The following is a 22,357-nucleotide window of genomic DNA, read 5'->3' as shown; positions in this document are numbered from 1 at the left end:
ACGATCAGCGATCGGTCACTTCCAGGACCAGTCCTGGAAGTACATGAAGTTCATCGGGTCCTGCGGCTCGACCCCCTGCAGGCCGGACCGGTACGCCGAGACCTGGAACACCGGGTTCGGCATCCAGAGCACCGGCAGGTCCTTGGCGAGGAAGTCGTTGTACGCCTTGAGCGCGCTCTCGTCGCCGGAGAACTGCGTGGCCTCGATGAGCTTGTCGGCCTCCGGGTTGCTGTAGCTGCCCAGGTTCACCGGGGCGCCGGTGGCGAAGAGCCGCTCGCCGCTGGCGAAGGCCGGGTAGTACCAGCTGCCCTGCGAGCCGAAGAAGGACATGTCCCACGAGCAGGTGGCATCCGTCGGCTTGCACGCCGGGGTGACCGCGACCGAGTCGGGCACCTCCTTGATGGTCAGCTGGATACCCAGCTTGGACATCTGCGACTTGATCTCGGCGAACATCTTCGTCGTGGCCGCGAAGCCGGTCTGGCTGGTCACGGTGAGGTTCAGCGCCGCGCCGGCGGCGATGCCGTCGCCGCACTGGTTCGGCCCGGTGCCCGGCGTCTGGCAGGTGGTCTGCCCGTCCGGGGTCACCTTCCAGCCGTGGCTCTCCAGCAGTTCCTTCGCCTTGGCCGGGTCGAAGGAGTACGCGCAGCCGGCGGCGTCGGCGCCGTTGGTGCCCGGCTTGGCCGGCACCGGACCGCAGGTCGGCGCGGCCGTGCCGGACCAGATCACCTTGCTGATCGTCGGCTGGTCGATGAGCATCTGCAGCGACTGCCGCAGGTACGGCTGCTTGAACAGCACCCCGGTCTTCGGGTTGTTGAAGTTCAGCTGCAGGTAGGTGACGGACCAGCCGTACCAGGGAGAGACCGTGTAGCCCTTGGACTTGAGGTAGCCCTCCTGGGAGAGGTTGGCCGCGGGCACGTACCCGTAGTCGATGTCACCGGCGCGCAGCACGTTGAACTCGGCGTCGTCGCCGGTGAACGGCCGGAGCACGACCTTGGCGAGCTTCGGCTTGTCCACACCGGAGTAGGTGGGCTGGGCGGCGAGGGTGACCTCGCCGTTCGGCACGTACTTCGCCAGCTTCCAGGGGCCGCTGGTGACCTTCCACAGCTCGTTCGAGTCGTAGGTCTTGGGGTCCTTGGCGGCCGTGGTGAGGAAGTCGAAGACCTTCTTGGCGCCCTCCGGCGTGCTGGCCAGGTCGCTCACGGCCGCGGTGGCGGAGTCCCGGTCCCAGGCGTGCTGCGGCATCGGGGTGATCTTGTTGAGCTGGTTGTCGACGAACCACGCGGTGTTGAAGACCTTGGTGGTGGTGATCGAGAAGGTCTTGTCGTCCTTGACCGACCACTGCGCGATGTTGTCCGGCAGACCGCCGGGCCGGTAGGACGCCCACTTGTCCTTGTTCGCCCGGACCAGGTCGTACCAGAACTGGATGTCCCTGGTGGTGACCGGCTTGCCGTCGGACCAGGTGTTGTCCTTCAGCGTGATGGTCAGCGTCCGGCCGCCGTCACTCACCACCGGCGCCTCGGCCATCGAGCGCTGCGGGTCGATGTTGTACTGCGCCGAACCGTCCAGCTTGTACTGGTAGAGGGACCGGTACAGCGCCTGGCCGAAGATGGCGTTCTCGCCCTGGGTGAAGCCGGGCGCCGAGATCGGCAGGATCCAGTTCGGGGTACGGAAGGCGACGGTCACGGTGTCCTTGCCCTGACTCCCGCCCTCCTTCGATGAACCGCTGCCACCACCGCAGGCGACCAGGCCCGCCCCGAGGGCGACCGCGCTGGCTACCGCCACCGCGCCGCGGAGGGCTCGCCGGGGAAATCTGCTCCTCATGAATCTCCTCGATTGATGTGCACTGCCCCGCGTCTCCGGGCGCTACCGGCGGTGCCACGAGTTCGGCCGCCTGGTGCTGCTCCTCGACGTTCGACGCGGAGAATGTATCCGGGCCGAAGTGTGGAGTCAACGAGACTTACCCTCTTTATTCGGCGACTTCGGCCAGGGTACGATCTAAGTCGGCGAAGCATCGACCGAAACTCTTCGCGTGGGCTCCGGCGCGCACCCTGCCGGGCACTGCGACACTGAGGCGGCGCCGGAGGACCGCCCGAACAAGGAGAGGCACCCTTGGAACCATCGATCTCCGCCACGCTGCGAGACCAGACCCTGAGCCTGCTGGCCAGCGGCACGGTCACCTCGCGCGCCGACCTCATCGAGGCGTTGCAGGTCGCCCCCTCGACCGTCACGAGCGTGGTACGCCGGCTGCTGGAGGAGGGCGTCATCCTCGAGGAGGGGGTGGGCCGGTCCACCGGGGGACGACGCCCCCGGATCCTGCGCCTGCGGGAGACCAAGGGGATCCTCGCCGTCGCGGAGCTGGGCGGCAGGCACGCCCGGGTGGGGTTGTGCGCGCCCGACGGAGGGCTGCGCACCACCGAGGAGGTGGCCATCGACATCGCCGCCGGGCCGGCGGAGGTGTTCGAGGTCGTCGCGGCGACGGTCGACCGGCTCCGGGCGGCGACCGCGGCCGGCCAGGAGGTGCTCGGCGTCGGCGTGGCCCTGCCGGGGCCGGTCGAGTTCCCCGGCGGGCGGCTGATCGGCCCGGCCCGGATGCCCGGCTGGAGTGGCGTCGACGCGAGGGCCCACCTCGCCGAGCGCTTCCCGGTGCCGGTGGTCGTCGACAACGACGCCAAGGCGGCGGCGATCGGCGAGTACGTCACCCGGCGGGACGAGTTCGGCGACATGATCTACGTGAAGGCCGGCACCGGCATCGGCGCCTGCCTGGTCAGCGGCGGTCAGATCTACCGGGGCGGCCGCGGCCTCAGCGGCGACGTCACCCACGTCCGGGTGGCGGACAGCGGCGAGCGGGAGTGTTCGTGTGGCAGCCGGGGCTGCCTGGAGACCGTCGCCAGCGGCGCCGCCCTGGCCCGCCAGCTGGCCGAGCAGGGCTCGTCGGCGACCACGATCCGGGAGATCGTGAGCGCCGTCAGCGACGCCGACCCGACCGTGGTGACCATGGTGCGCCACGCCGGCCGGCTGCTCGGCGTCGCCCTCTCCGGCCTGGTCAACTTCCTCAACCCCGACGCCGTCGTCATCGGCGGCGCACTGTCCAGCCTGGACGTCTACGTGGCCGCGACCCGGGGGATGCTCTACGAGCGCTGCCTGCCGTCCATGACCCAGTCCCTGACCATCGAAGCCAGCGTCGCGGGCCCGGACGCGGCCCTGGTCGGCCTCGGGCACCTGCTGCGCACGACGACCGACGTACGACCCTCCTGAGGAGCAACACCCGTGCCCCGTCCCCTCCGCGTCGCCATCGGCGGCATCCACATCGAGTCCAGCACCTTCTCGCCGCACCTGAGCACCGCCGACGACTTCGAGGTCACCCGGGGCGACGCGCTGCTGGCGCGCTACGACTGGCTCTCCCCCGCCCAGCCCTGGGCCGCCGACGTCGAGTGGATCCCGCTCGTGCACGCCCGGGCCCTGCCCGGCGGGGCGGTGGACCCGGCGACGTACGAGGCCTGGGCCACCGAGCTGGTGGAGAAGCTGGCTGCGGCCGGCCCCCTGGACGGCATGCTGCTGGACATCCACGGCGCCATGACGGTCGTCGGAAGCGACGACGCGGAGGGCGACCTCGTCACCGCCATCCGGTCGGTGATCGGGCCGGAGCCGTTCGTCTCTGCGGCGATGGACCTGCACGGCAACGTCTCGCAGGTGCTCTTCGACGCCTGCGACCTGCTCACCTGCTACCGCACCGCCCCGCACGTCGACGTGTGGGAGACGCGCGAGCGCGCCGCCCGGAACCTGGTCGAGGCGCTGCGCCGGCAGCAGCGCCCGCACAAGGCGCTGGTCCACGTGCCGATCCTGCTGCCGGGCGAGATGACCAGCACCCGCGAGGAGCCGGCCCGGGGACTCTACGCGCGGATCGGTGAGGTCGAGGCCCGCGACGGCGTCGTCGACGCGGCGATCTGGATCGGGTTCGCCTGGGCCGACCAGCCGCGCTGCCGCGGCGCGGTCGTCGTCACCGGCACCGACGCCACCGCCACCACCGAGGCGGCCCGCGAGCTGGGCGGGCACTTCTGGGCGGCCCGCGACGAGTTCGCCTTCGTCGCCCCCACCGGCTCGATGGACGAGTGCCTCGACGCCGCCCTGGCCGCGGTCGCCGATCCGGCCCGGCGGCCGTTCTTCATCAGCGACTCCGGCGACAACCCGGGCGCCGGCGGCGCCGACGACGTCACCTTCGCCCCCGAACGGATGCTGGCCCGCCCCGAGATCCGCGACGGCTCCCGTCGTGCCGTGTTCGCCTCGCTGGTCGACCCGCGGGCCGTGGCGCAGATCGCCGACCAGCCGCTCGGCTCGCCGGTCCGGGTGACCGTCGGCGGGCGGATCGACCCCCGGGACCCGGGGCCGCTCCCGCTCGACGGGATCCTGGAGGCGGTCGCCGACGATCCCGACGGCGGGCGGTGCGTCAGCGTACGGGTGGGCGGGCTCAGCGTCCTCGTCACCTCCCGCCGGATGCAGTACCGCCTGCTGGACTCCTACGCACGGCTGGGCATCAAGGTCGACGAGATGGATCTCGTCGTGGTGAAGATCGGCTATCTCGAACCCGAACTGTTCGACGCGGCCGGAGACTGGCTGCTCGCGCTGACGCCGGGCGGCGTCGACCAGGACCTCGCGCGGCTGCCGTACCAGAACGTGGTGCGACCGGTGTTTCCCCTGGACCGCGACTTCACGGCGGACCTCGCCGTGGTGACCGGGTGATCGCGTGACCCAGCCCGAAGACCAGTGCGTCCTCGCCGTCGACGTCGGCGGAACGACCATCAAGGGGGCGGTGGTCGGCGAGGACGGCCGGCGCCGGCACACCCTGACCGTGCCGTCGTGCGCGGACGACGACCCGGTCAAGGCGGTCCGCTCCCTGTGCCTGCAGCTGCGCGACGACGCGCTCGGCCTCGGCGCCGCGCCCGCCGCGATCGGCGTGGTCACGCCGGGCCTCGTCGACGAGACGAACGGGGTGGTGCGGTACGCGGCCAACCTCCGGTTCCGCGACGTGCCGCTCCGCACCCTCGTCGGGGACGACCTCGGGCTCCCGGTGGCGGTCGGGCACGACGCGCGGGCGGCCGGCGTCGCCGAGGCGGTGGCCGGGGCGGCCCGTGGGCTGGACAACTTCCTGCTGCTTCCGCTGGGCACCGGCATCGCCGCGGCCGTGGTGGTGCACGGCGAGCCGGTGCCCGGCGCGACCGGCTCGGCCGGCGAGGTCGGCCACATGCCGGTCCACCCCGGCGGGGAGCCGTGCAGTTGCGGGCAGCGGGGATGCCTGGAGGTCTACGCCTCCGCCGGCGGGCTGGCCCGCCGCTATGCCCGACTCGGCGGAACCCCGGACTCCGACAGCCGGGCCATCGCCGACGCGGTGGCCACCGATCCGGTCGCCGCCACCGTCTGGAACGACGCGACGCAGGCGCTGGGGATCGCCCTGGCCACCCTCACCCTGACCCTCGACCCGGCCCGCATCGTTCTCGGCGGCGGGCTGGCGGACGCGGGCGCGCTGTTCTTCGACCCGGTACGCGACGCCCTGCGCGCGGCCCTCGCCTGGCGGACCCCGCCCCCGGTGCTGCGCTCCGCCTTCGGCCCGCAGGCCGCGCAGATCGGCGCCGCCATCCTGGCCCGACGGCTCGCCGGCCTGTCCGTTCCCGACGGCTGGGGCGCACCGGCCGTCGGTGACCACGATCAGGACGAGGGTGGAGTGGCCTCAAGACCTTGACGATGCCCGTCCGGGTGCGAGTGGATTGGGCGTACGCAGCTGGCGGCCGGCGAAGCCACGGCCGTCCAAGGGAGAGGATCCACATGACAGTCCCACGCCTGCGCGGTGCCGCGCTCGCCACAGTCGCCCTGGTGGCTGTCGGATCGGTGGTGGCGCCGGACGCGGCCGGCGCAGCACCCGGCAACCCGGGAGCCCCTCGCTACTCGGCCGGTGCGGCGAGCGTCGGCGACCCGTACTTCCCGGACGAGGGCAACGGCGGATACGACGTCCAGCACTACGACCTCACCTTCTCCTACGACCCGGCCACCCGGTTGATGGCCGCCACCGCCACCATCACCGCTGTCGCCACACAGGACCTCGACCGGTTCAACCTGGACTTCCGCGGCCCGGAGATCTCGTCGCTGACGGTCAACGGGCACGCGCACGGCTTCACCCGCAACGGGCAGGAGCTGGTCGTCACGCCCCGCCCGAAGCTCAAGACCGGGCAGGCCTTCACCGTGGTGGTGCGGTACGCCGGCGTACCGGGTCCGATCACCGACCCCGACGGGTCGATCGAAGGCTGGGTGCCCACCGACGACGGGGCCTTCGTCGTCGGTGAGCCGCAGGGCACGCCGGCCTGGCTGCCCACCAACGACCACCCGACCGACAAGGCCACCTTCCGGTTCACCGCGACGGTGCCGGAGGGGCTCACGGCCGTCGGCAACGGCCAGCTCCTCTCGCAGGAGACGCGGGACGGCTGGACCACCTTCACGTGGGACTCGACCGAGCCGATGGCCACCTACCTGGCGACGATCACCATCGGCAGGTTCGTGGTCACCGAGTCGACCACGCCGAGCGGGATCCCCGTGTACGTCGCCGTCGACCCGCGGCAGGTCGCCGGGTCCGCCGCCGCGGTCGCGCAGATCCCCAAGATGATCGACTTCTTCTCCTCGACGTTCGGCCCGTACCCGTTCGCCTCGACCGGTGCGATCATCGACCGGGCCCCCGACGTGGGCTATGCCCTGGAGACCCAGACCAAGCCGATCTTCTCCAGCGCGGCGAGCGTCGGCACCATGGCGCACGAGCTGGCGCACCAGTGGTACGGCGACTCCGTCTCCCCGCGGCGGTGGTCGGACATCTGGCTCAACGAGGGCTTCGCCACCTACGCCCAGTGGATGTACACGGAGTACAACGGCGGCGCGTCGGTCAGCCAGACCTTCAACAGCGGCAGCAACTACGGCCGGGCCGCCTCGTCGTCGTTCTGGCAGATCGTCCTCGCCGACCCGGGCCCCGAGGACATGTTCAGCAACATCCCGTACAACCGGGGGGCGATGACGCTGCACGCGTTGCGGGGCAAGGTCGGCGACGCCACCTTCTTCCGCATCCTGCGGACGTGGGCGGCCAGCCACCGGTACGGCCACGCTGCGACGGCCGACTTTGTCGCCCTCGCCGAGCGGGAATCCGGGCAGAACCTCGATGCCTTCTTCGACGTGTGGCTGTTCCAGAAGGGCAAGCCCGCGACCTGGTGACGTCGGCGGGGTCTCGCGACCGCTTCCTGTCGCGAGACCCGCCGACCCCTCGGGCCGGTGGGAGCACTACCCCGCGTTGGTGTGGCGGGCCGTGCTGAACCGGCGCCGGTGGGCGGCGGGGCTCATCGACAGCTTCCCGGCGAAGACCCGTCGCATGCTCTCGTAGGGCCAGATCAGCGTGGGAACGAGCCCAGGGGTGACCTGTCGCCCACGGACCAGTTGTGGCCGAACGGGTCCGTGAAGCCACCTTGACGGTGCGTCCCCCAGGGCACGCGGTGATCCTCGATTGCCGCTCCGGCGACTGCGCCGGCCGCGACGGCGCGCTCGATGAAGGTGTCGGGGTCATCGACGAACACCTCGATGCGGGTGCTCGTGACCCCCGCCTGACCGGGGCTGGTCTCGGTGGCGTTCTCGGGATCGACCTGGTGGAGGAAGAAGGGGGCGCGGCTGATCTCAAGGCCGGCCACGCCACCAAGGTTCCACAGCTCCGTCGCGCCCAGTGCCGTCTTGTACCAGGCGACCGCGGCGTCTGCATCGGAGACGATCAACATCACGGAGATCACTGGCGGCGCAGCGGCCACCGTGTCACCGGACAGGGCGGAACGATCTTTCAGTTCCTCGGTCATGCCCACAGCATGCCGGACATCGCCAGCAGCGTCTCCCCAGTCCTGCCGACTCCACCACTTCCCACTCTCGCTGAAATCACGTCATCCCGGCCGGACGAAGGCGGCGCCGTACGACGATCGGTGGGCAGCATGGAGCGCGGAAACGTGGTCCGCACGCAATTGCCGGAGGGTCGGAGATCATGCCAGAGGTCATCGCGGGGTTGGCGATTCCTGAGACAGCCGCGGTCGCCGAAGCGACACCACGCCGGGCATCCCCGACCGGATGGCCCCGGAAATCGCGACCACGTACCTCGGCGTCCTGACCGACGTGCTCGGCCTCGGCCTGGACGGGCTGGAAGACGATCAGCTGGCCGCGATACTCGCCGTCCATCCACGAGGGGATTTCAAGAACGAGTTCCTGCGCGCCTACGTCGACGGGCTGAAGAACCGACCCGACACCACCAACGGCGCCGTGAACTCCGACGTGCTCGAACACTTCATCCCCGGCTTCCAGCGCGTGACGACGGTCGAGCGCATCGTCCGTTCGCCCTGGCCAAGCTGATCGGATCCGACCTTGCGGACCCCCACAAAACAGCCCATACCGTCAACCGCTCTTGAGAGGATCCGAGCATGCGAGCGATCACCGTGCGGGACCGTGACGCGGGTGTCGGCGGGCTCACCCTGACCGACATGCCCTACCCCCACGCTGCGGAGAACGACGTCATCGTGCGCGTGCACGCCGCGGGCTTCACCCCCGGCGAGCTCGACTGGCCGGCAACGTGGTCGGACCGCGCCGGCCGCGACCGGACACCCACCATCCCCGGTCACGAGCTGTCCGGCGTGGTGGCCGAGCTCGGCTACGGAACCACCGGCCTCACCGTGGGCCAGCGGGTGTTCGGGCTGACCGACTGGGCCCGCGACGGCTCCCTGGCCGAATTCACCGCGGTGGAGGCCCGCAACCTCGCCCCTCTCGCGGCCGACATCGAGCACACCGTGGCCGCGGCGCTGCCCATCTCCGGGCTGACCGCGTGGCAGGGACTGTTCGACCACGCCCATCTCACGACCGGACAGACCGTCCTCATTCACGGCGCCGCGGGCGGCGTCGGCTCGATCGCCGTCCAACTCGCCCGGGAGGTCGGCGCCCGCGTGATCGGCACCGGCCGGGCCGCCGACCGTGATGTCGCGCTCCGCCTCGGCGCGCAGACCTTCCTCGACCTGGACGCCGACGATCTACGGCAGGCCGGCGAGGTGGACGTGGTGCTCGACGTCATCGGCGGCGACATCCTCGAGCGGTCGACCGAACTGGTACGCCCGGGCGGCACCGTCGTCACCATCGCCGTGCCACCCACCGTGCAGCCCCAGGACGGGCGAGCCGTCTTCTTCGTCGTCGAACCCGATCGCGCCCGGCTGACCGACCTCGCCCAACGCGTGCGGACCGGACGGCTCAACCCCATCGTCGGCGCCGTGCGACCGCTTGACGAGACGCCCTCCGCGTTCGCCCGCCGCCACCGCACGCCCGGCAAGACGATCATTCAGGTCACGGACGAAGCGGGAGCGCGGCACGCGTGATCACCGTGCGCGTGCCAGCGCCTCGCTGACCGCCGGTACGGGCCGCGTGTTCATCGGATGCCCGACGACCCGGAAGCCCCGTCCGGAGCGGGCCAGATCGGGCGCCGTCAGCCCGCCGTTGCCCCTCGAGGACCATACCGTTCGGCGGCGCGCGCCCTGGCCTTCGCGGCCTCCACCTCGCGGTCGCGGGGAGGCGCCTTCGTCACGAGGCTGTCCAGCAGGGTTCGGGTGGCCGCCGTCACAGCGCGGACCGCCTCCCCGAACGCCTCCTCGTTGGCCGCGGACGGCCGTGTCGTGCCGCTGACCTTGCGCACGTACTGGATGGCGGCGGCTTCGATCTCGTCGTCGGTCACGGGCGGTTCGAAGTTGTGGAGCACCCGAATGTTCCTGCACATCCCCCTACAATGCCAGGCCCGAGGGCCCGGGGCGGGCCGGCGTAGCCGGAGGCGAATGTCCCGGAAAAAAATATGGGCCTGCTTGTCGATTGGGGTTGGTCCTCTTCGTCGTCCTGGTGAGGGCCCGGCACCGAGCCGGTCCATTCACCCGATGGAGGGCACGATGACCACCACTGCGAACACGACCCACGCCACCACGTCGACCTTCGGTGCGCTGATCCGGACCGGTGTCATCGCCGCGGTTGCCGCGAGCGCCGCCACCATGGCCGTCGCCGCCGCCGGCCACGCGGCAGGGGTCAGCCTCGATCTGGCCGGCGCCCCGATTCCGGTGGCGGGGTTCGGCGTGCTCACCGCTGTCTTCTCGCTGATCGGCGTGGTCATCGCGGCGCTGTTGTCCCGTTTCGCCCGGCGTCCGCGGCGCACCTTCGTCCGCACGACGGTGGTGCTGACGGTTCTGTCGCTGGTGCCGGACGTGATCGCCGACGCCGGGACGACCACCAAGGTGCTGCTGATGCTCACCCACCTGGTCGCGGCCGCGATCGTGATCCCCGCTGTCGCGCGCCGCCTGCCCGCCGGACCCGTTGCTGCCACCCGGGCCTGACCGAGCACCTGGGCACGGCCGACCCCGGGCCGCGCCCGGGTACCGGCCGGCCGAGCTGGTGAAATCAGGTCAGCGTGGCGGCCTTGCGCAGCAGCACCGAGCGTTCGCGCTGGTTGGCGCACAACCGGGCCGCCAGCTCCAGCTCGGCGCGCGCCTCCAGCCGCCGGCCGAGCCGGGCCAGCAGCTCACCGCGTACGGTCGGAACCAGATGCGAACCGGAGAGCCGGTCCGAGGCGATCAGCTCGTCCACGATCGCCAGGGCCTGCGCCGGGCCCGTGGCCATGGCCACCGCCACGGCCCGGTTGAGCTCGACCACCGGCGAGGGCGCGACCCGGCCGAGCGCCTCGTAGAGCACCACGATCCGGTCCCAGTCGGTCGCCTCGACCGAGGGCGCCGCCGAGTGGGTGGCCGCGATCGCGGCCTGCAGGCCGTAGGGGCCGAGGCCGCGAGCCGAGGCCTTGGCCAGCGCGGCCAGCCCACGGCGGATCGCCGAGAAGTCCCACCGCCGCCGGTCCTGGTCCTCGAGCAGGACCGGCGAGCCGTCCGGGGCGGTCCGGGCCGGGAAGCGCGCGGCCGTCAGCTCGAACAGGGCGAGCAGGCCGTGCACCTCCGGCTCGTCCGGTTGCAGCGCGGCCAGCGTGCGGGCCAGCCGGATCGCCTCGTACGCGACGTCGGGGCGTAGCAGCCGGTCGCCCGACGTGGCCGTCGACCCCTCGGTGAAGATCACGTAGAGGACGCTGAGCACGCCGGCCAGCCGCTCCCGGCGCTCGTCCGCCGGCGGCAGCTCGAACGGCACCCGGGCCGCCGCGATCGTCTTCTTGGCCCGGGTGATGCGGGCCTGCACGGTCGGCACGGGTACGAGAAACGCGCGGGCGATCTCCTCGCTGGACAGGCCGCCGACCACGCGCAGGGTCAGCGCCACCCGGGCCTCCGGGGAGAGCACCGGGTGGCAGCTGACGAACATCAGCGTCAGGACGTCGTCGTCGATCTTGTCGGGGTCGATTTCCTCGTCGACCGCGGGGTCGGCCGCCAGGAGGGCGTACCGGTCCTGGAGGGCGGCCCGGCGGCGGATCGCGTCGATGGCCCGCCGCCGGGCCGTGGCCATCAACCAGCCCGCCGGATTCCCCGGAGCGGCGAGCGGCCACGACACCAGCGCCTCCGCCACCGCCTCCTGGGCCGCGTCCTCGGCCAGGCCGAAATCGCCGGTGAACCGGGTCAGCGCGGCGACGATGCGCGCCGACTCGATCCGCCAGACGGCCTCGACATCGGCCGTAGCCATCAGCTCTGGCCGTTGCTCTCGCGCCCGGCCCGGTCCTCGGCGGTCACTCGCCGACCTGCGGGACCTCGTCGCTCCCGGGCACCCGCCGGACCTCGATCTTGGCCCCGGGGGCCGCCGGCACCCGCTTGGCCCACTCGACCGCCTCCTGCTTCGAGGCGACGTCGAGCAGGAAGAAGCCACCGAACAGTTCCTTGGTCTCCCCGTACGGCCCGTCCGTGACCACCGGGGCCTCGCCGCTGAAGTCGACCACGACGCCCTGGCCCGGATCGTCCAGCCCTTCGGCCGCGAGGAGAACGCCGGCCTTGACCATCTCCTCGATGAACTGGCGGGTCGTGGTCATCATCTCGTCGATGTTGGCCATCATGGCCGCGTTGGACTCGTCGGTGCCCCGCATGATCAGCAGGTACTTCGGCATCGCGTTCTCCTCGTCCGGCGGGGCCGCCTCTCGGCCCTCGCACCCTAACGTCGAACGAGCGGACCGCGGATCGACGCGACGCCGGAGAATCTTTGCCGCGGCTCCCGCGGCCGGCCACCTGCTCGGGTGGGCGGCCGCGGGGCCGGAGGCTACGCCGCGCCGTTGAGCGAGGCCGCCAGGGCCTGTGCGAACCCGGTGTCGGCGGGCGCGCCGCTCACGCCGATACGCCAGGTCCCGCCCGGGAGGTCGCCCACCGGCAGTGACCGCCCACCCGGCTGCCACAGGGGCTGCCAGGCGACGGAGCCGCTCGGCCGGTTGAACCACCGGTTGTCCTCGCTCCAGGCCGACCCGGCCCGGTACGCGACCGCCAGCGTCGTGGCGTCGTCTGTGGCGAGCACCCACGGGGTGAAGCCGGCCGCGTCCCCGTCGCGATCGGCGCCGGCGGGGTCCGCGAGCCGGGGCAGGGTCGAGTCGAGATTCCAGGCGGCCTCCCAGACCGGCGCGCTGGTCGCGCCGGTGACGTGCCAGAGGAGGTCGACGTCCACCGTGGTCGGTGCGAACCGGAAGCGCCAGTCGACGGTCACCGGCTCGTCGCCGAGCGGGATGCCGGCCAGGAGCAGGTCCGTGCCGTCGGCCGACACGGTCACGTTCCGGGCGGGGCCTGCCGTGTCGGTGGGCCCGAAGGTCCCGACCGCGAGGTAGGGCGCCGTGGAACGGAACGACGAATCCGTCACGGGCCGGTACGCGCCCCGGCCGGTCGGGTCGGCCTCGTAGCTGACCAGCCGGGACTCGGGCGCCGTCTGCACGACGGCGCGGTAGTAGGGCGTGCTGACGATCCGTCCCTTCGTCACCACCGGCGTACGCCAGTTCAGCGGCGCCAGCCAGAGCCCGCCCTGACCCCAGCCGGCGCCCGTGACGTACCACTGGCCGGTGCCGGAGTCGTCCTTGACCACTTCGGCGGCGTGCGCCTCGATCCGGCCGGCGAGCTGGTCGACGGTGAAGTGGAACGGGTCCTCGCTGCGGTACACGCGGGTGTCCTGGTAGCCGCTCTCGCAGCAGACGAAGAGATACCACGAGCCGTCGTGGTGCACCACGAACGGCGACTCGGTCGGCCCGCCGAAGGTGCCGGTGGCCGGGTGCTCGAAGGCCGTCCGCCGGTCGCTCCAGTGCACGAGGTCACGGCTCGTGCGGTAGGCGACGATGTGGTGGCCACCGGCCGGGGTGCTGTTGGCGGTGTAGTACATGACCCACTGGTTGCCGACCCGGGTCACCATCGGGTCCCGGCCGTCGAAGCCGTCGGTGAAGAGCGGGTTGCCCGGGTGCCGCGTCCAGGTCGTCAGGTCCTTCGACGTGGCGAGGTGCATCCGGTACGCCTCGTGATCGGCGGTGCCGCCCGCGTAGAACATGTAGTAGGTGCCGCCGTGGAACAGCACGTACGGCGCCCAGATGTGCGTCTCCCCCGCGCTCGGGTCGGCCTGCAGGGCGAACGGCTGCTTCGTCCAGGGGCCGCGGGGTGACGGCGCCGTGGCATGGCCGAAGAACTTCTCGTCCAACGGGTTGGCGGGCTCGGCGTGGGTGATCGCGAAGACGTGCCACCGGCCCGTCGCACGGTCACGCACCATGGTGTGGTCGTTGTAGTACCAGCGCTCGTTCTCGCCGACGCCGGGGTCGTACACGTTCACGAACTCGCCGGCGGTGACCTGGACGGACCGGTTCTCGTACGGCTGGTTGGTCAGCGCGGCGGTGTCGGCGGCCCGGGCCGGCGCCGGGGCCACGATCAGGCCCAGGGCGAGGGCGAGCAGCGCGGACAGCCGACCGACGCGGGACGGTGAACGGGGCATGCGTTCCTCCAGAGCTCTACGGGTGGCGAGGTGGTGCGCCGGACGGGCGCCTGGCGCGCTGGTCCGCCGCCTGTCTCCGGCGGCGGACCAGCGCCGGGGCCCTACTGCTTGCCGCCGAGCGTGGTGTAGACCTCCGCGGCGTTCTCCTTGGTGATCTGCTGGGTGCCGAGGGTGGTCGTCTTCGGGACGTCCTTGGCGCAGTCGACGAGGATCTTCTTGGCCAGGTCGACCGCCTCACGCCCGCCGGTCGGGTACTGGAACGTCGCCTGGAGGCGGCCCTGCTCGACGGCCTTGATGCCGCCCGAGGGGACGGGCAGCGCGTCGATCCCGGTGAACTTGATCGCCGTTTCCTTGCCGGCCGCCTTCGCCGCCAGGTAGGCGCCCTCCGCCATCGGGTCGTTGTGCGCGTAGACCGCGTCGATGTTCGGGTTGGCCTTGAGCATCGCGTCCATGACGCTCTGCCCCTTCTCCCGCAGCCACTCGGCGGTCTGGCTCGCCACGATCTCGATCTTCGGGTTGCTGGCGATGCCCTCCCGGAAGCCCTGGGCGCGCTCGGCGGCCGGGGTGGAGCCGGGCAGGCCGGAGATCTCCACGACCTTGCCGCCCTGCGGCAGCAGCGTCTTCGCGTAGTACTCGCCCGCCGCCTTTCCGATCGCGACGTTGTCGCCACCGATGAAGGCCGTGTAGGCGTCACCCTCGACCTTGCGGTCCAGCACGATGACCGGGATCCCCTGGTCGTACGCCTTCTTGACCACCGCGGTCAGCGGCTTCGCCTCGTTCGGCGAGATGATCAGCAGGTTGATGCCCTGGGAGAGGAAGTTCTCCACGTCGGCCACCTGCTTGCTGTTGTCCTGAGCCGCGTCCGAGACGACCACCTTGAAACCGGGCACGGACTTCGCGGCGTTGCTCACGTCGTCGTTCATGACCTGCCGGTACGGCTCGGCGTTGTTGGCCTGGGACATGCCGATCAGGAAGTCCTTGCCGCTGCCGCACTTCGCCGAGGCATCGGAGCTGCCGCTGCCGGGGTCGTCCTCGACGCTGCACGCCGAGGTGGCGACGAGCGCGGCCAGCGCCAGGATCGTGGCGGCTCTTCGGGCGTAACGCATGGTTTCCTCCATTGGGTGGTGGGTCAGGCGATGCGGGGACGTAGCTTCTGCAACGCGGCGGCAGCCACGATGACCAGGCCCTTGACGACCAGCTGCACGTTCGCGTCGATGTTGTTGAGGGCGAGGATGTTGTTGAGGATCCCGAGCAGCAGGGCGCCGGCGATGGTGCCGCCCATGGATCCACTGCCACCGGCAAGGCTCGTCCCGCCGATGACCACCGCCGCGATCGCGTCCAGCTCGTAGCCGGCGCCGTCGTTCGGGCTCCCCTGGTTGAGCTGGCCGGCGTGGATGATCCCGGCCAGTGCGGCGAGCAGGCCGGCGATCGCGAACACGGTGATGCGGACGCGGCGCACCGGCACCCCGGAGAGCCGGGCGGCCTTCTCGTTGCCGCCGATGGCGTAGACGTGCCGGGCGAAGGCCGTGGTGCGCAGCACCAGCAGCGCACCGACGCCGATGGCGAGGAACAGCAGTGCCGGCACCGGGAGGATCCCGTTGATCGATCCGCTCAGCGTCGAGAACGCCTCCGGAGCCTCCTGCGGCCCGTCACCGTAGGCGATGGGGATGCCCAGCCCGCCGGACCACATCCGGGCGATGCCCCGGGCCGCCTGCAGGCCGGCGAGGGTGACGATGAACGACTGGATGCCGAGCCGGGCGACGATCGCGCCCTGGGTGGCGCCGAACGCGGTGCCGATCAACAGCACGATCAGGACCGTCGGCAGGATGCCCAGGCCGCTGTCGACCATGAGGGTGGCCGACCCGACCGCGGCGAGCCCGAGCACCGCCCCGACGGAGAGGTCGATCCCGCCGATCAGGATCACGAACGTCATCCCGACCGCGATGATGCCGATCTCCGAGACCGCCCGGACGATGTTGGCGAGGTTCCCGGAGCTGAGGAAGACGCTCTCGCCGTTGCGGACGGGCGACACGGCGATCGCGATGATGAAGACGGCAGCCAGGCCGAACAGGCTCTGGAACCGGAAGAAGCTGTCGACGATCGCGTGCCGGTCCCGCGGCAGCCGGATGGGCCGGCGGCGGGGCGGTGTCTCGCGCGGCGCTTCGGCGACGGAGGTGGGGGTCGGCGAGTTCATCGGGCCTCCTTGGCATCGTCACCGTTGGCCGCGGCGAGGATCGCTTGTTGGGTGGCGGACGCGCGGGGCAGCGCGGCCGCGGTGCGACCGCGGTGCAGGACGACGACCCGGTCACAGAGGCTGAGCAGCTCCGGCAGTTCGGACGAGGCGAGCAGGATCGCCATGCCGGTGTCGGCGAGTTGGTGCAGCAGCCGGTAGATCTCGGCCTTGGCCCCGATGTCGACGCCTCTGGTCGGCTCGTCGAGCAGCAGCAGCCGCGGTCGCGTCAGCAGTTGCTTGGCGAACACGATCTTCTGCTGGTTGCCGCCGGAGAGCGTGGCGGTGGGGACCGTGGGCGAGGCGGCCTTCACCGCCAGGGCGCTGAGCTGCCCGGCCACCGTCCGCTTCACCGCCTGCCGGCGGACGAGGCCGAGCGTCGTCAGTGTCGACAGCGCGGAGAGCACGACGTTGTCGGTCACCGAGTGCTCGAGCATCAGTCCGGCGCCACGCCGGTCCTCGGGGACGAACGCCACCCCGCGGGCCAGGGCTGACCGTGGGCCGTGCGGGCGGTACGGGCGGCCGTCGAACGTCACCTGGCCGGCGCGGCGGCCGGAGCCCGCGGCACCGAAGAGCGTCTCGAGCAGTTCGGTGCGGCCCGCGCCCATCAGCCCGGCGAGTCCGACGATCTCGCCGGAGCGCACCGTGAGGTCGACACCGGCCGGCTCGGTCCGCCCGGGTGTCGGCCGGCGTGGCGTCACGGCGAGTCCGCGGACGTCGAGCAGCACGTCCCCGGGCTCGTTCCGCCCCTCTCCGTAGAGCGCGTCGACCGACCGGCCGACCATCAGCTGGATGATGTCGTCGCGGGAGGCGGCCTTCGGGTCGACGCTGCCCGCGACGCTGCCGTTGCGCAGCACGGTGACCCGGTCCGCGACGACCTCGATCTCCGCCATCCGGTGCGAGATGTAGACGATGCCGACGCCCGTCCGGCGCAGCTCCGCGATCGTCGCGAAGAGGCGTTCGACCTCGGCGTCCGCCAGCGCGGCGGTCGGCTCGTCCATGATCAGCACCCGCGCGTCCAGCGACAGCGCCCGGCCGATCTCGACCAGTTGCTGCTCGCCGACACGCAGCGACCCGACGAGCCGCCGTGGGTCGAGGTCGGCGCCGAGCGTACGCAGGTGGTCGGTGGCCTGCCGGCGCATCCGGCGGATGTCGACGGTGCCCACCCGGGTGCGCGGCTCGCGCCCGAGGAACATGTTCTCCGCGATGGAGAGCCCGGCCACCAGGTCGAGCTCCTGGTGGATCGTGGCGATGCCGGCGCGGTGCGCGCCGGCGGGGCCGCCGAAGGTCACGGGCCGCCCCTCGACCTCGATGGCGCCGTCGTACTCGGTGATCACGCCGGAGAGGATGTTGATCAGTGTCGACTTGCCGGCGCCGTTCTCGCCGAGCAGCGCGTGCACCTCACCCGCTCGGACGGTGAGGTCGATGTCGCGGCAGGCGTGCACACCGCCGAACCGCTTGCCGATGCCGGTCATCCGGACCAGCGGGCGTTCTGTCATGCGGCACCTCTGAGTCGTCTGCGGGTCTGCTGCGGGTCGGAGCCGCCGGGCCCGGTGCGGACCCGGCGGCTCCGGTCGGTCACGAGACGAGCCGCGCCTCGACGTAGTCGAGCCCGGCCAGGTAGCCGACCGACGCGGCGGCCTTGCCGGTCACGGTGAGCGTGAGCGTGTGCCGGCCCGCCGTCAGCTCCCGCCGGCCGTAGTCGAGCGGGTCGCTCACGACCACCTCCGGCGAGTGGTACGCATCGAACTCCGGCCCGATGCGGGCACCGTCGATCGCCACCGTGTTGGTGCCGTAGTCCCGGGCCAGCGTCTGCACGAGGCGCAGGTCGTAGGTCCCGGTGGTGGGCACGGTGAAGTTGACGGTGACGCTCTGGTTCGGGCCGTTCGCGTGGAACCACAGCTGCGCGCTCTGCGACCAGTGGATGCCGCAGCAGTCGCCCTGCGGATCCGCCGGCGCGTCGGCGCTGACCACGGGCAGGAGCGATTCGCCCTCGATCCGCAGCGTGTCGCCCGTGCTGGCCGAGGCGGTCGGCGAGTACGGCCCGGCGTTGCCGGCCGCATCCACCGCGCGCACCCGGTAGTACCAGGTCTCGCGCAGCCCCAGACCCGCGTGCTCGAAGCTCGGGCGGGTCGTGGTGCCGACCCGGTTGCCCGGCCCCGGCGTGAAGCCCGCCTGGCGGGAGGCGAACACCTCGTACCGGGGGGCGTAGACGTCGTCGCGGGCCGGCTGCCAGGCCACCGTCACGGCGTTGGTCGTGCCGCTGGTGGCGGTGAGCCCGCTGACCGCGCCCGGCCGCTGGTGGTCGGTGAACGGGGTGACCAGGCTGAGCACCGCGTATCGGGCAGCGGACCAGGCCGGAGCGCCGGCGGTCGGCGTCAGGGTGACGGTCACCGCGTCCCTGCCCCGGGTGAGCGCGGCCGGGAGCCGGTACTCGTCCTCCAGCCACCGGTGCGACCCGTTGGCCAGCGGCTGCGACCAGGTGCCGGCGTCGCGCCCGTCGATCCGGACCGCCACCGACTGGTACGCGGCCGACTGGTCGCCGACCCGGCGCAGGACCGCGCCCGCGTTGTCCTCGTCGAGGGCCACCCGGAACCGGATCGGGTCGGTGGAGGCGCGGACGTCATCGGTCGCCGGTCGGGGCGCGCCGTCGTCGCCCTCGAAGGTCGCCGTGAGCACCGTCCGGTCACCGCCGGAGGCGTATTGGTGAGCCGCCTCGCTGGCGGCGTCGCCCACGTCGACCGTGTCCGTCCAGCGCTGCCCGACGGTGTCCTGGCCGTACCAGTACGCGGTGGAGCCGTACCGGGCCGGGTCCTGGTCGCCCGGGCCGTGCTCGATGCCGAACCGCAGTCCGGTCGAGAACGCCACCGACTCCGCGAGCATGAGCCGGTACGCCCCGGTGCAGTCGTACCGGCAGCCGTAGTCGGCGATCTCGTGGGCCGGGTTGCCGTTCATCGGCGCGGAGAACGTGCCGTGGTTGAAGTACCAGCCGCTCTCGTAGAAGTCCTCGGTGCCGGTGCCGTGGATGCTCGGGCTCTGGGCGCCGTCCACGTAGACGCGCTCGTCACCCTCCAGGTAGTTGCGCTGGTTGCCGGCGGGGATGTGCCCCTCCATGGTGTGGGTGACCCCCACGAACTTCCCCCGCCCCGCGACGTCGAGGAAGAGATGGTCCGCTCCCGGCGTGGTGTCGGCGCTGGTCGCGGTCGCCCGGAAGTAGCCGGTGTCGCCGGTCGGCCGCAGGGCCGCCGCCCACTTGGCGGACCGCGCCGTGGTCACCGTGGCCACCGACGGCTTGATCGCCACGTCGGACCCGTTGCGCAGTTCGATCGACCAGCGCGACCGGTAGGGCATCGGCCACCAGGCCGACAGCGTCGCGGTCGCCGGGTCGACGCCGAACAGCAGGGACCGGACGGAGTGCAGCCCGAGGCCGGTGCCGAAGAACTCGCCGAGCGGGGCGTCCACCGTGGTCCTGCCGTCGAACGAGACGCGCAGCCGGGTGTCACGCAGCACCGCGTCGGACGCGGCGACGGCGGCCTTGCGCTCGTCGTCGGCCGGGTAGGACGAGGTGTTGCTGCCCTGCCAGGTCTGCGCGGTGATCCGGTAGCCGTGCGCCGCCTCGACGTCGGTGTGCGCCGGGCCCAGGTCGACCGTGTCGGTGCGCTTCGCGGCGCCGGAGACGAGGCTGTCGACCCAGTACGTGAACTCGTTGACGTCGAGGTCGGACGAGACGAACTCGTTGCGGATGGTCAGCTTCGACTTGCCGGCCGTGGCGCTCGCCGGCAGCTCGACGGTCTGGTCCAGCCAGGTACCGAACGGCACCGGGTCGTTGGCGGGCCACTCGGCGACCGGTACGCCGTCGACCAGGATGCGGGCCCGCTGGTGCCCGATGTGCGGATCGAGCCGGCGGGTGAGCCGGACGCCGGTGTTGGCCGGGTCGACGCCGACGGTGAACTCGCTGCCACCGCCGGCGCCGAAGGCGCGACCGTCGTCGGCGATCGGCTCGGGCGCGCCGACGAGCTGCGGGATCTTCAGTTGGAGTGCGCTGATCGCGCCGGGGCCCACGCCACTGGCGAGGGTCGCCCGACCGCCCGCGGGGACGGCGAAGGTGCGCTCAGCTGTCGTGGCGCCCGGCTGGGCGGGCTTGGGGTCGCGGGTGCCGGCGGCCTTGAGCTGCGCGATGACGTCCTCGGCCCGGTCGGTGGGGTCGAAGGTGCGGACGCCGTCCGCGGTGGTGAACTTCCGGTAGGAGACGTGGTGGAAGATCGGGTTCTTCTCGGTGGTGACCCGCATCGAGCTGCGGTAGGTCATGGGCGCCTTGATGTAGACGCCGCCGGAGCTCTGCGCCGCGTTGGCGACCACCGGGTAGACGAAGGGAGCACCGAGCTTGCCGTCCACGACGTCCTGGAGCTTGGCGTCGAGCACGGTCTTTCCGTCGAGGACGACCGTGATGGTGCCCGTGGCGGAGACGTTGCCTTCGTCGCGGGTGAACCAGATGGAGTCGATCTCGCCGGCGCCGGTCGCCTCGGCGATGACGCAGCCCTCGGCGCTGGTGCGCAGGCACGAGTACCGGCCGGAGAAGCCGTCGTCGTTGCCACCGCTGCGGTCGAAGCTGGAGAACTGGTAGGCCCGGGATCCGTCGGTGAGTTCCGGGAGCCGGTCGAGCCGGCGGTAGACGTCCCAGCCGACGGGGCCGTTCGTGGTCGGTCCGGTGGCGGCCGAGGCGGGTGCGGTGAGACCGACGACGGCCGAGCCGGCGATGAGCGTCGCCGCGGCGGCGGCACCGAGCAGCCGCCGCGGCGAGGTACGTCGTACACGGGTGGTGGGTGTCATGAATCGCCTTTCCACATCGGTGGGTGGGGCGGATCGTGAGGCACGACAAGGAATCGATTTCTCGCTGCAGCTGCGACCAGGTTAGGCAGCCGTCGCACGGCGGTCAATCCTTGAATGTTCACGACGAGGTCGGCGGCACTTCGACGTTGACAGCCCCATCCGCCACTCCTATGGTCCTCGAAAAGAACTGAGCAAACGATTTCTCGTTCACGAGAGCGCACCGCGCTCGCGCGGCGCGCTGGGAGGGGGCAGCCGTGCCCCGACTCGTCGTCCTCACCGGATTCCTCGGCGCGGGCAAGACCACCACCATGCTGGCCGCCGGACGGCTGCTCACCGCACGCGGCGGCCGGGTCGCGGTCATCACCAACGACCAGGGCAGCGACCTGGTCGACACCCAACTGGCCCGGGACGCGGTGCCCGACGTCGGCGAGGTGACCGACGGCTGCTTCTGCTGCCGCTTCGAGGACCTCGCCGACCTGGTGACGGGCCTTCTCGACACCGGACGTGCGGACACCGTCCTGGCCGAGGCCGTCGGCAGCTGCACCGACCTGCAGGCGACGGTCATCCGCCCCCTGCGGGCCCGCTACGGCGACCGCCTCGCGCTGGCTCCCCTCACCACGATCGTCGACCCGGCGCGCGTCGGCGTGCTCGACGGCGACCTCGGCTACCTGTTCGACCGCCAGCTCGCCGAGGCGAACCTCATCGCGGTCAACAAGTCCGACACCCTGCCCCGCGCCGAGTTCGACGCGCTCCTCGACCAGATCCGGCGCGGCTATCCGGGCGCGGACGTCCTCGGCTACAGCGCGAGCCTCGGCGAGCACGTCGACGAGCTCGTCGCGCAGTGGACCGGCGAGCCGCCTCGCGGCCGCGACGTGGACCTGGCGGTCGACTACGACCGGTACGCCGCGGCGGAGGCGCGGCTGAGCTGGCTCAACCAGGTGTGGCAGGTCTCGGCCGGTGCCGGATTCTCCGCACGTCGCTGGGCACACGTCGCCCTCGAATCGCTCTCCGCCGCCTGTGCCCGGCGGGGAGACGTCATCGGTCACGCCAAACTCGCCGTCCGGTCGCCCGCCGGGCTGATCCGCATGAGCGTCGTGGCCGCCGGTGATCCGCCGCGGCACGAGCCCACCGGGCCCGACGGGCCGGCGGTGGCCCGCGCCACCGTGCTGCTCAACGTCCGCGCCACCTGCCCACCGGAGGACCTGGAATCCCTGGTACGGGCCGCCGCCTACGACGCCGACCTCGCGGCCGGCGCCGCCGCCCGGCCCGGCCCGGCGAACGCCTTCGCACCGTCCTACCCCCGCCCCGTGCACCGTCTCCCGGCCGCATCGGCCTGACCGTCAGGAGCAC

General features: G+C 71.9%; 18 protein-coding genes. 8 read left to right on the top strand and 10 right to left on the bottom strand.

Annotated features, from left to right (window positions below; genetic code table 11):
• Window positions 1–15: 15 nt before the first annotated feature.
• Window positions 16–1,821 carry a peptide ABC transporter substrate-binding protein gene (locus tag ACQP12_RS16515; RefSeq protein ID WP_433288989.1) on the bottom strand — a complete coding sequence of 602 codons (1,806 nt, stop codon included), beginning with the start codon at window positions 1,819–1,821 and terminating at the stop codon, window positions 16–18.
• Between the two features lie 288 nt (window positions 1,822–2,109).
• On the opposite strand from ACQP12_RS16515, the gene ACQP12_RS16510 reads away from it, so the two are divergent.
• The 4 genes from ACQP12_RS16510 (at window position 2,110) to ACQP12_RS16495 (ending at window position 7,242) form a co-directional block, all read left to right on the top strand.
• Window positions 2,110–3,255, top strand: a complete 1,146-nt coding sequence (locus ACQP12_RS16510; protein WP_433288987.1) for an ROK family transcriptional regulator — start codon at window positions 2,110–2,112, stop codon at window positions 3,253–3,255.
• 12 nt (window positions 3,256–3,267) lie between these two features.
• Window positions 3,268–4,737 (top strand): M81 family metallopeptidase, encoded by a 1,470-nt coding sequence (locus tag ACQP12_RS16505; protein WP_433288985.1) that lies wholly within the window; start codon window positions 3,268–3,270, stop codon window positions 4,735–4,737.
• 4 nt (window positions 4,738–4,741) lie between these two features.
• Window positions 4,742–5,734 (top strand): ROK family protein, encoded by a 993-nt coding sequence (locus ACQP12_RS16500; RefSeq protein ID WP_433288983.1) that lies wholly within the window; start codon window positions 4,742–4,744, stop codon window positions 5,732–5,734.
• 83 nt (window positions 5,735–5,817) lie between these two features.
• Window positions 5,818–7,242: a M1 family metallopeptidase gene (locus tag ACQP12_RS16495; RefSeq protein WP_433288981.1), complete on the top strand. Its 1,425-nt coding sequence runs from the start codon at window positions 5,818–5,820 to the stop codon at window positions 7,240–7,242.
• Window positions 7,243–7,415: 173 nt separating this feature from the next.
• Here ACQP12_RS16495 and ACQP12_RS16490 read toward each other — a convergent pair whose 3' ends face one another.
• Window positions 7,416–7,868 (bottom strand): VOC family protein, encoded by a 453-nt coding sequence (locus ACQP12_RS16490; RefSeq protein ID WP_433288979.1) that lies wholly within the window; start codon window positions 7,866–7,868, stop codon window positions 7,416–7,418.
• A 262-nt stretch (window positions 7,869–8,130) separates the two neighbouring features.
• On the opposite strand from ACQP12_RS16490, the gene ACQP12_RS16485 reads away from it, so the two are divergent.
• Window positions 8,131–8,409 (top strand): hypothetical protein, encoded by a 279-nt coding sequence (locus ACQP12_RS16485; RefSeq protein ID WP_433288976.1) that lies wholly within the window; start codon window positions 8,131–8,133, stop codon window positions 8,407–8,409.
• Window positions 8,410–8,477: 68 nt separating this feature from the next.
• On the top strand, window positions 8,478–9,416 hold the full coding sequence (locus tag ACQP12_RS16480; protein ID WP_433288974.1) for an NADP-dependent oxidoreductase: 939 nt from the start codon (window positions 8,478–8,480) through the stop codon (window positions 9,414–9,416).
• Between the two features lie 107 nt (window positions 9,417–9,523).
• On the opposite strand, the gene ACQP12_RS16475 is transcribed toward ACQP12_RS16480, so the two are convergent.
• Window positions 9,524–9,811: a DUF2277 domain-containing protein gene (locus ACQP12_RS16475; RefSeq protein WP_357948985.1), complete on the bottom strand. Its 288-nt coding sequence runs from the start codon at window positions 9,809–9,811 to the stop codon at window positions 9,524–9,526.
• A 163-nt stretch (window positions 9,812–9,974) separates the two neighbouring features.
• Between ACQP12_RS16475 and ACQP12_RS16470 the strand changes: the two genes are divergently transcribed.
• Window positions 9,975–10,412 (top strand): DUF6069 family protein, encoded by a 438-nt coding sequence (locus tag ACQP12_RS16470; protein WP_433288972.1) that lies wholly within the window; start codon window positions 9,975–9,977, stop codon window positions 10,410–10,412.
• A 64-nt stretch (window positions 10,413–10,476) separates the two neighbouring features.
• Here ACQP12_RS16470 and ACQP12_RS16465 read toward each other — a convergent pair whose 3' ends face one another.
• The 7 genes from ACQP12_RS16465 to ACQP12_RS16435 all read right to left on the bottom strand — a co-directional run bounded on the left by ACQP12_RS16465 (window position 10,477) and on the right by ACQP12_RS16435 (window position 21,007).
• Window positions 10,477–11,691, bottom strand: a complete 1,215-nt coding sequence (locus ACQP12_RS16465; RefSeq protein WP_433288970.1) for an RNA polymerase sigma factor — start codon at window positions 11,689–11,691, stop codon at window positions 10,477–10,479.
• 43 nt (window positions 11,692–11,734) lie between these two features.
• Window positions 11,735–12,106, bottom strand: a complete 372-nt coding sequence (locus ACQP12_RS16460) for a YciI family protein (protein ID WP_433288968.1) — start codon at window positions 12,104–12,106, stop codon at window positions 11,735–11,737.
• A 149-nt stretch (window positions 12,107–12,255) separates the two neighbouring features.
• Entirely contained in the window at window positions 12,256–13,947 is a 1,692-nt protein-coding gene (locus tag ACQP12_RS16455) for a family 43 glycosylhydrolase (RefSeq protein WP_433288966.1), read from the bottom strand.
• A gap of 101 nt (window positions 13,948–14,048) precedes the next feature.
• Window positions 14,049–15,053: a substrate-binding domain-containing protein gene (locus ACQP12_RS16450; protein WP_357948998.1), complete on the bottom strand. Its 1,005-nt coding sequence runs from the start codon at window positions 15,051–15,053 to the stop codon at window positions 14,049–14,051.
• 23 nt (window positions 15,054–15,076) lie between these two features.
• Complete coding sequence (locus tag ACQP12_RS16445) at window positions 15,077–16,141, bottom strand: ABC transporter permease (protein ID WP_433288964.1); 1,065 nt, start codon at window positions 16,139–16,141, stop codon at window positions 15,077–15,079.
• Window positions 16,138–17,676, bottom strand: a complete 1,539-nt coding sequence (locus tag ACQP12_RS16440) for a sugar ABC transporter ATP-binding protein (RefSeq protein ID WP_433288962.1) — start codon at window positions 17,674–17,676, stop codon at window positions 16,138–16,140. Before ACQP12_RS16440 ends, ACQP12_RS16445 begins: the two co-directional genes overlap by 4 nt.
• Window positions 17,677–17,755: 79 nt before the next feature.
• Entirely contained in the window at window positions 17,756–21,007 is a 3,252-nt protein-coding gene (locus ACQP12_RS16435) for a DUF2961 domain-containing protein (RefSeq protein ID WP_433288960.1), read from the bottom strand.
• Window positions 21,008–21,261: 254 nt separating this feature from the next.
• Between ACQP12_RS16435 and ACQP12_RS16430 the strand changes: the two genes are divergently transcribed.
• Entirely contained in the window at window positions 21,262–22,344 is a 1,083-nt protein-coding gene (locus tag ACQP12_RS16430) for a GTP-binding protein (RefSeq protein WP_433288958.1), read from the top strand.
• Window positions 22,345–22,357: the final 13 nt, after the last annotated feature.

Source organism: Micromonospora sp. CA-244673 (genome assembly GCF_050948395.1).
Taxonomy (GTDB): Bacteria; Actinomycetota; Actinomycetes; order Mycobacteriales; family Micromonosporaceae; genus Micromonospora.
Note: the sequence above shows the minus strand (reverse complement) of the source record. Positions and strands in the feature narration are given on the sequence as shown.

Coding starts and splice junctions, on each gene's coding strand:
- ACQP12_RS16515 (WP_433288989.1), bottom strand. CDS start 1,821: ATGAGGAGCAGATTTCCCCGGCGAGCCCTCCGCGGCGCGGTGGCGGTA.
- ACQP12_RS16495 (WP_433288981.1), top strand. CDS start 5,818: ATGACAGTCCCACGCCTGCGCGGTGCCGCGCTCGCCACAGTCGCCCTG.
- ACQP12_RS16490 (WP_433288979.1), bottom strand. CDS start 7,868: ATGACCGAGGAACTGAAAGATCGTTCCGCCCTGTCCGGTGACACGGTG.
- ACQP12_RS16485 (WP_433288976.1), top strand. CDS start 8,131: ATGGCCCCGGAAATCGCGACCACGTACCTCGGCGTCCTGACCGACGTG.
- ACQP12_RS16480 (WP_433288974.1), top strand. CDS start 8,478: ATGCGAGCGATCACCGTGCGGGACCGTGACGCGGGTGTCGGCGGGCTC.
- ACQP12_RS16475 (WP_357948985.1), bottom strand. CDS start 9,811: ATGTGCAGGAACATTCGGGTGCTCCACAACTTCGAACCGCCCGTGACC.
- ACQP12_RS16470 (WP_433288972.1), top strand. CDS start 9,975: ATGACCACCACTGCGAACACGACCCACGCCACCACGTCGACCTTCGGT.
- ACQP12_RS16465 (WP_433288970.1), bottom strand. CDS start 11,691: ATGGCTACGGCCGATGTCGAGGCCGTCTGGCGGATCGAGTCGGCGCGC.
- ACQP12_RS16460 (WP_433288968.1), bottom strand. CDS start 12,106: ATGCCGAAGTACCTGCTGATCATGCGGGGCACCGACGAGTCCAACGCG.
- ACQP12_RS16455 (WP_433288966.1), bottom strand. CDS start 13,947: ATGCCCCGTTCACCGTCCCGCGTCGGTCGGCTGTCCGCGCTGCTCGCC.
- ACQP12_RS16450 (WP_357948998.1), bottom strand. CDS start 15,053: ATGCGTTACGCCCGAAGAGCCGCCACGATCCTGGCGCTGGCCGCGCTC.
- ACQP12_RS16445 (WP_433288964.1), bottom strand. CDS start 16,141: ATGAACTCGCCGACCCCCACCTCCGTCGCCGAAGCGCCGCGCGAGACA.
- ACQP12_RS16440 (WP_433288962.1), bottom strand. CDS start 17,676: ATGACAGAACGCCCGCTGGTCCGGATGACCGGCATCGGCAAGCGGTTC.
- ACQP12_RS16435 (WP_433288960.1), bottom strand. CDS start 21,007: ATGACACCCACCACCCGTGTACGACGTACCTCGCCGCGGCGGCTGCTC.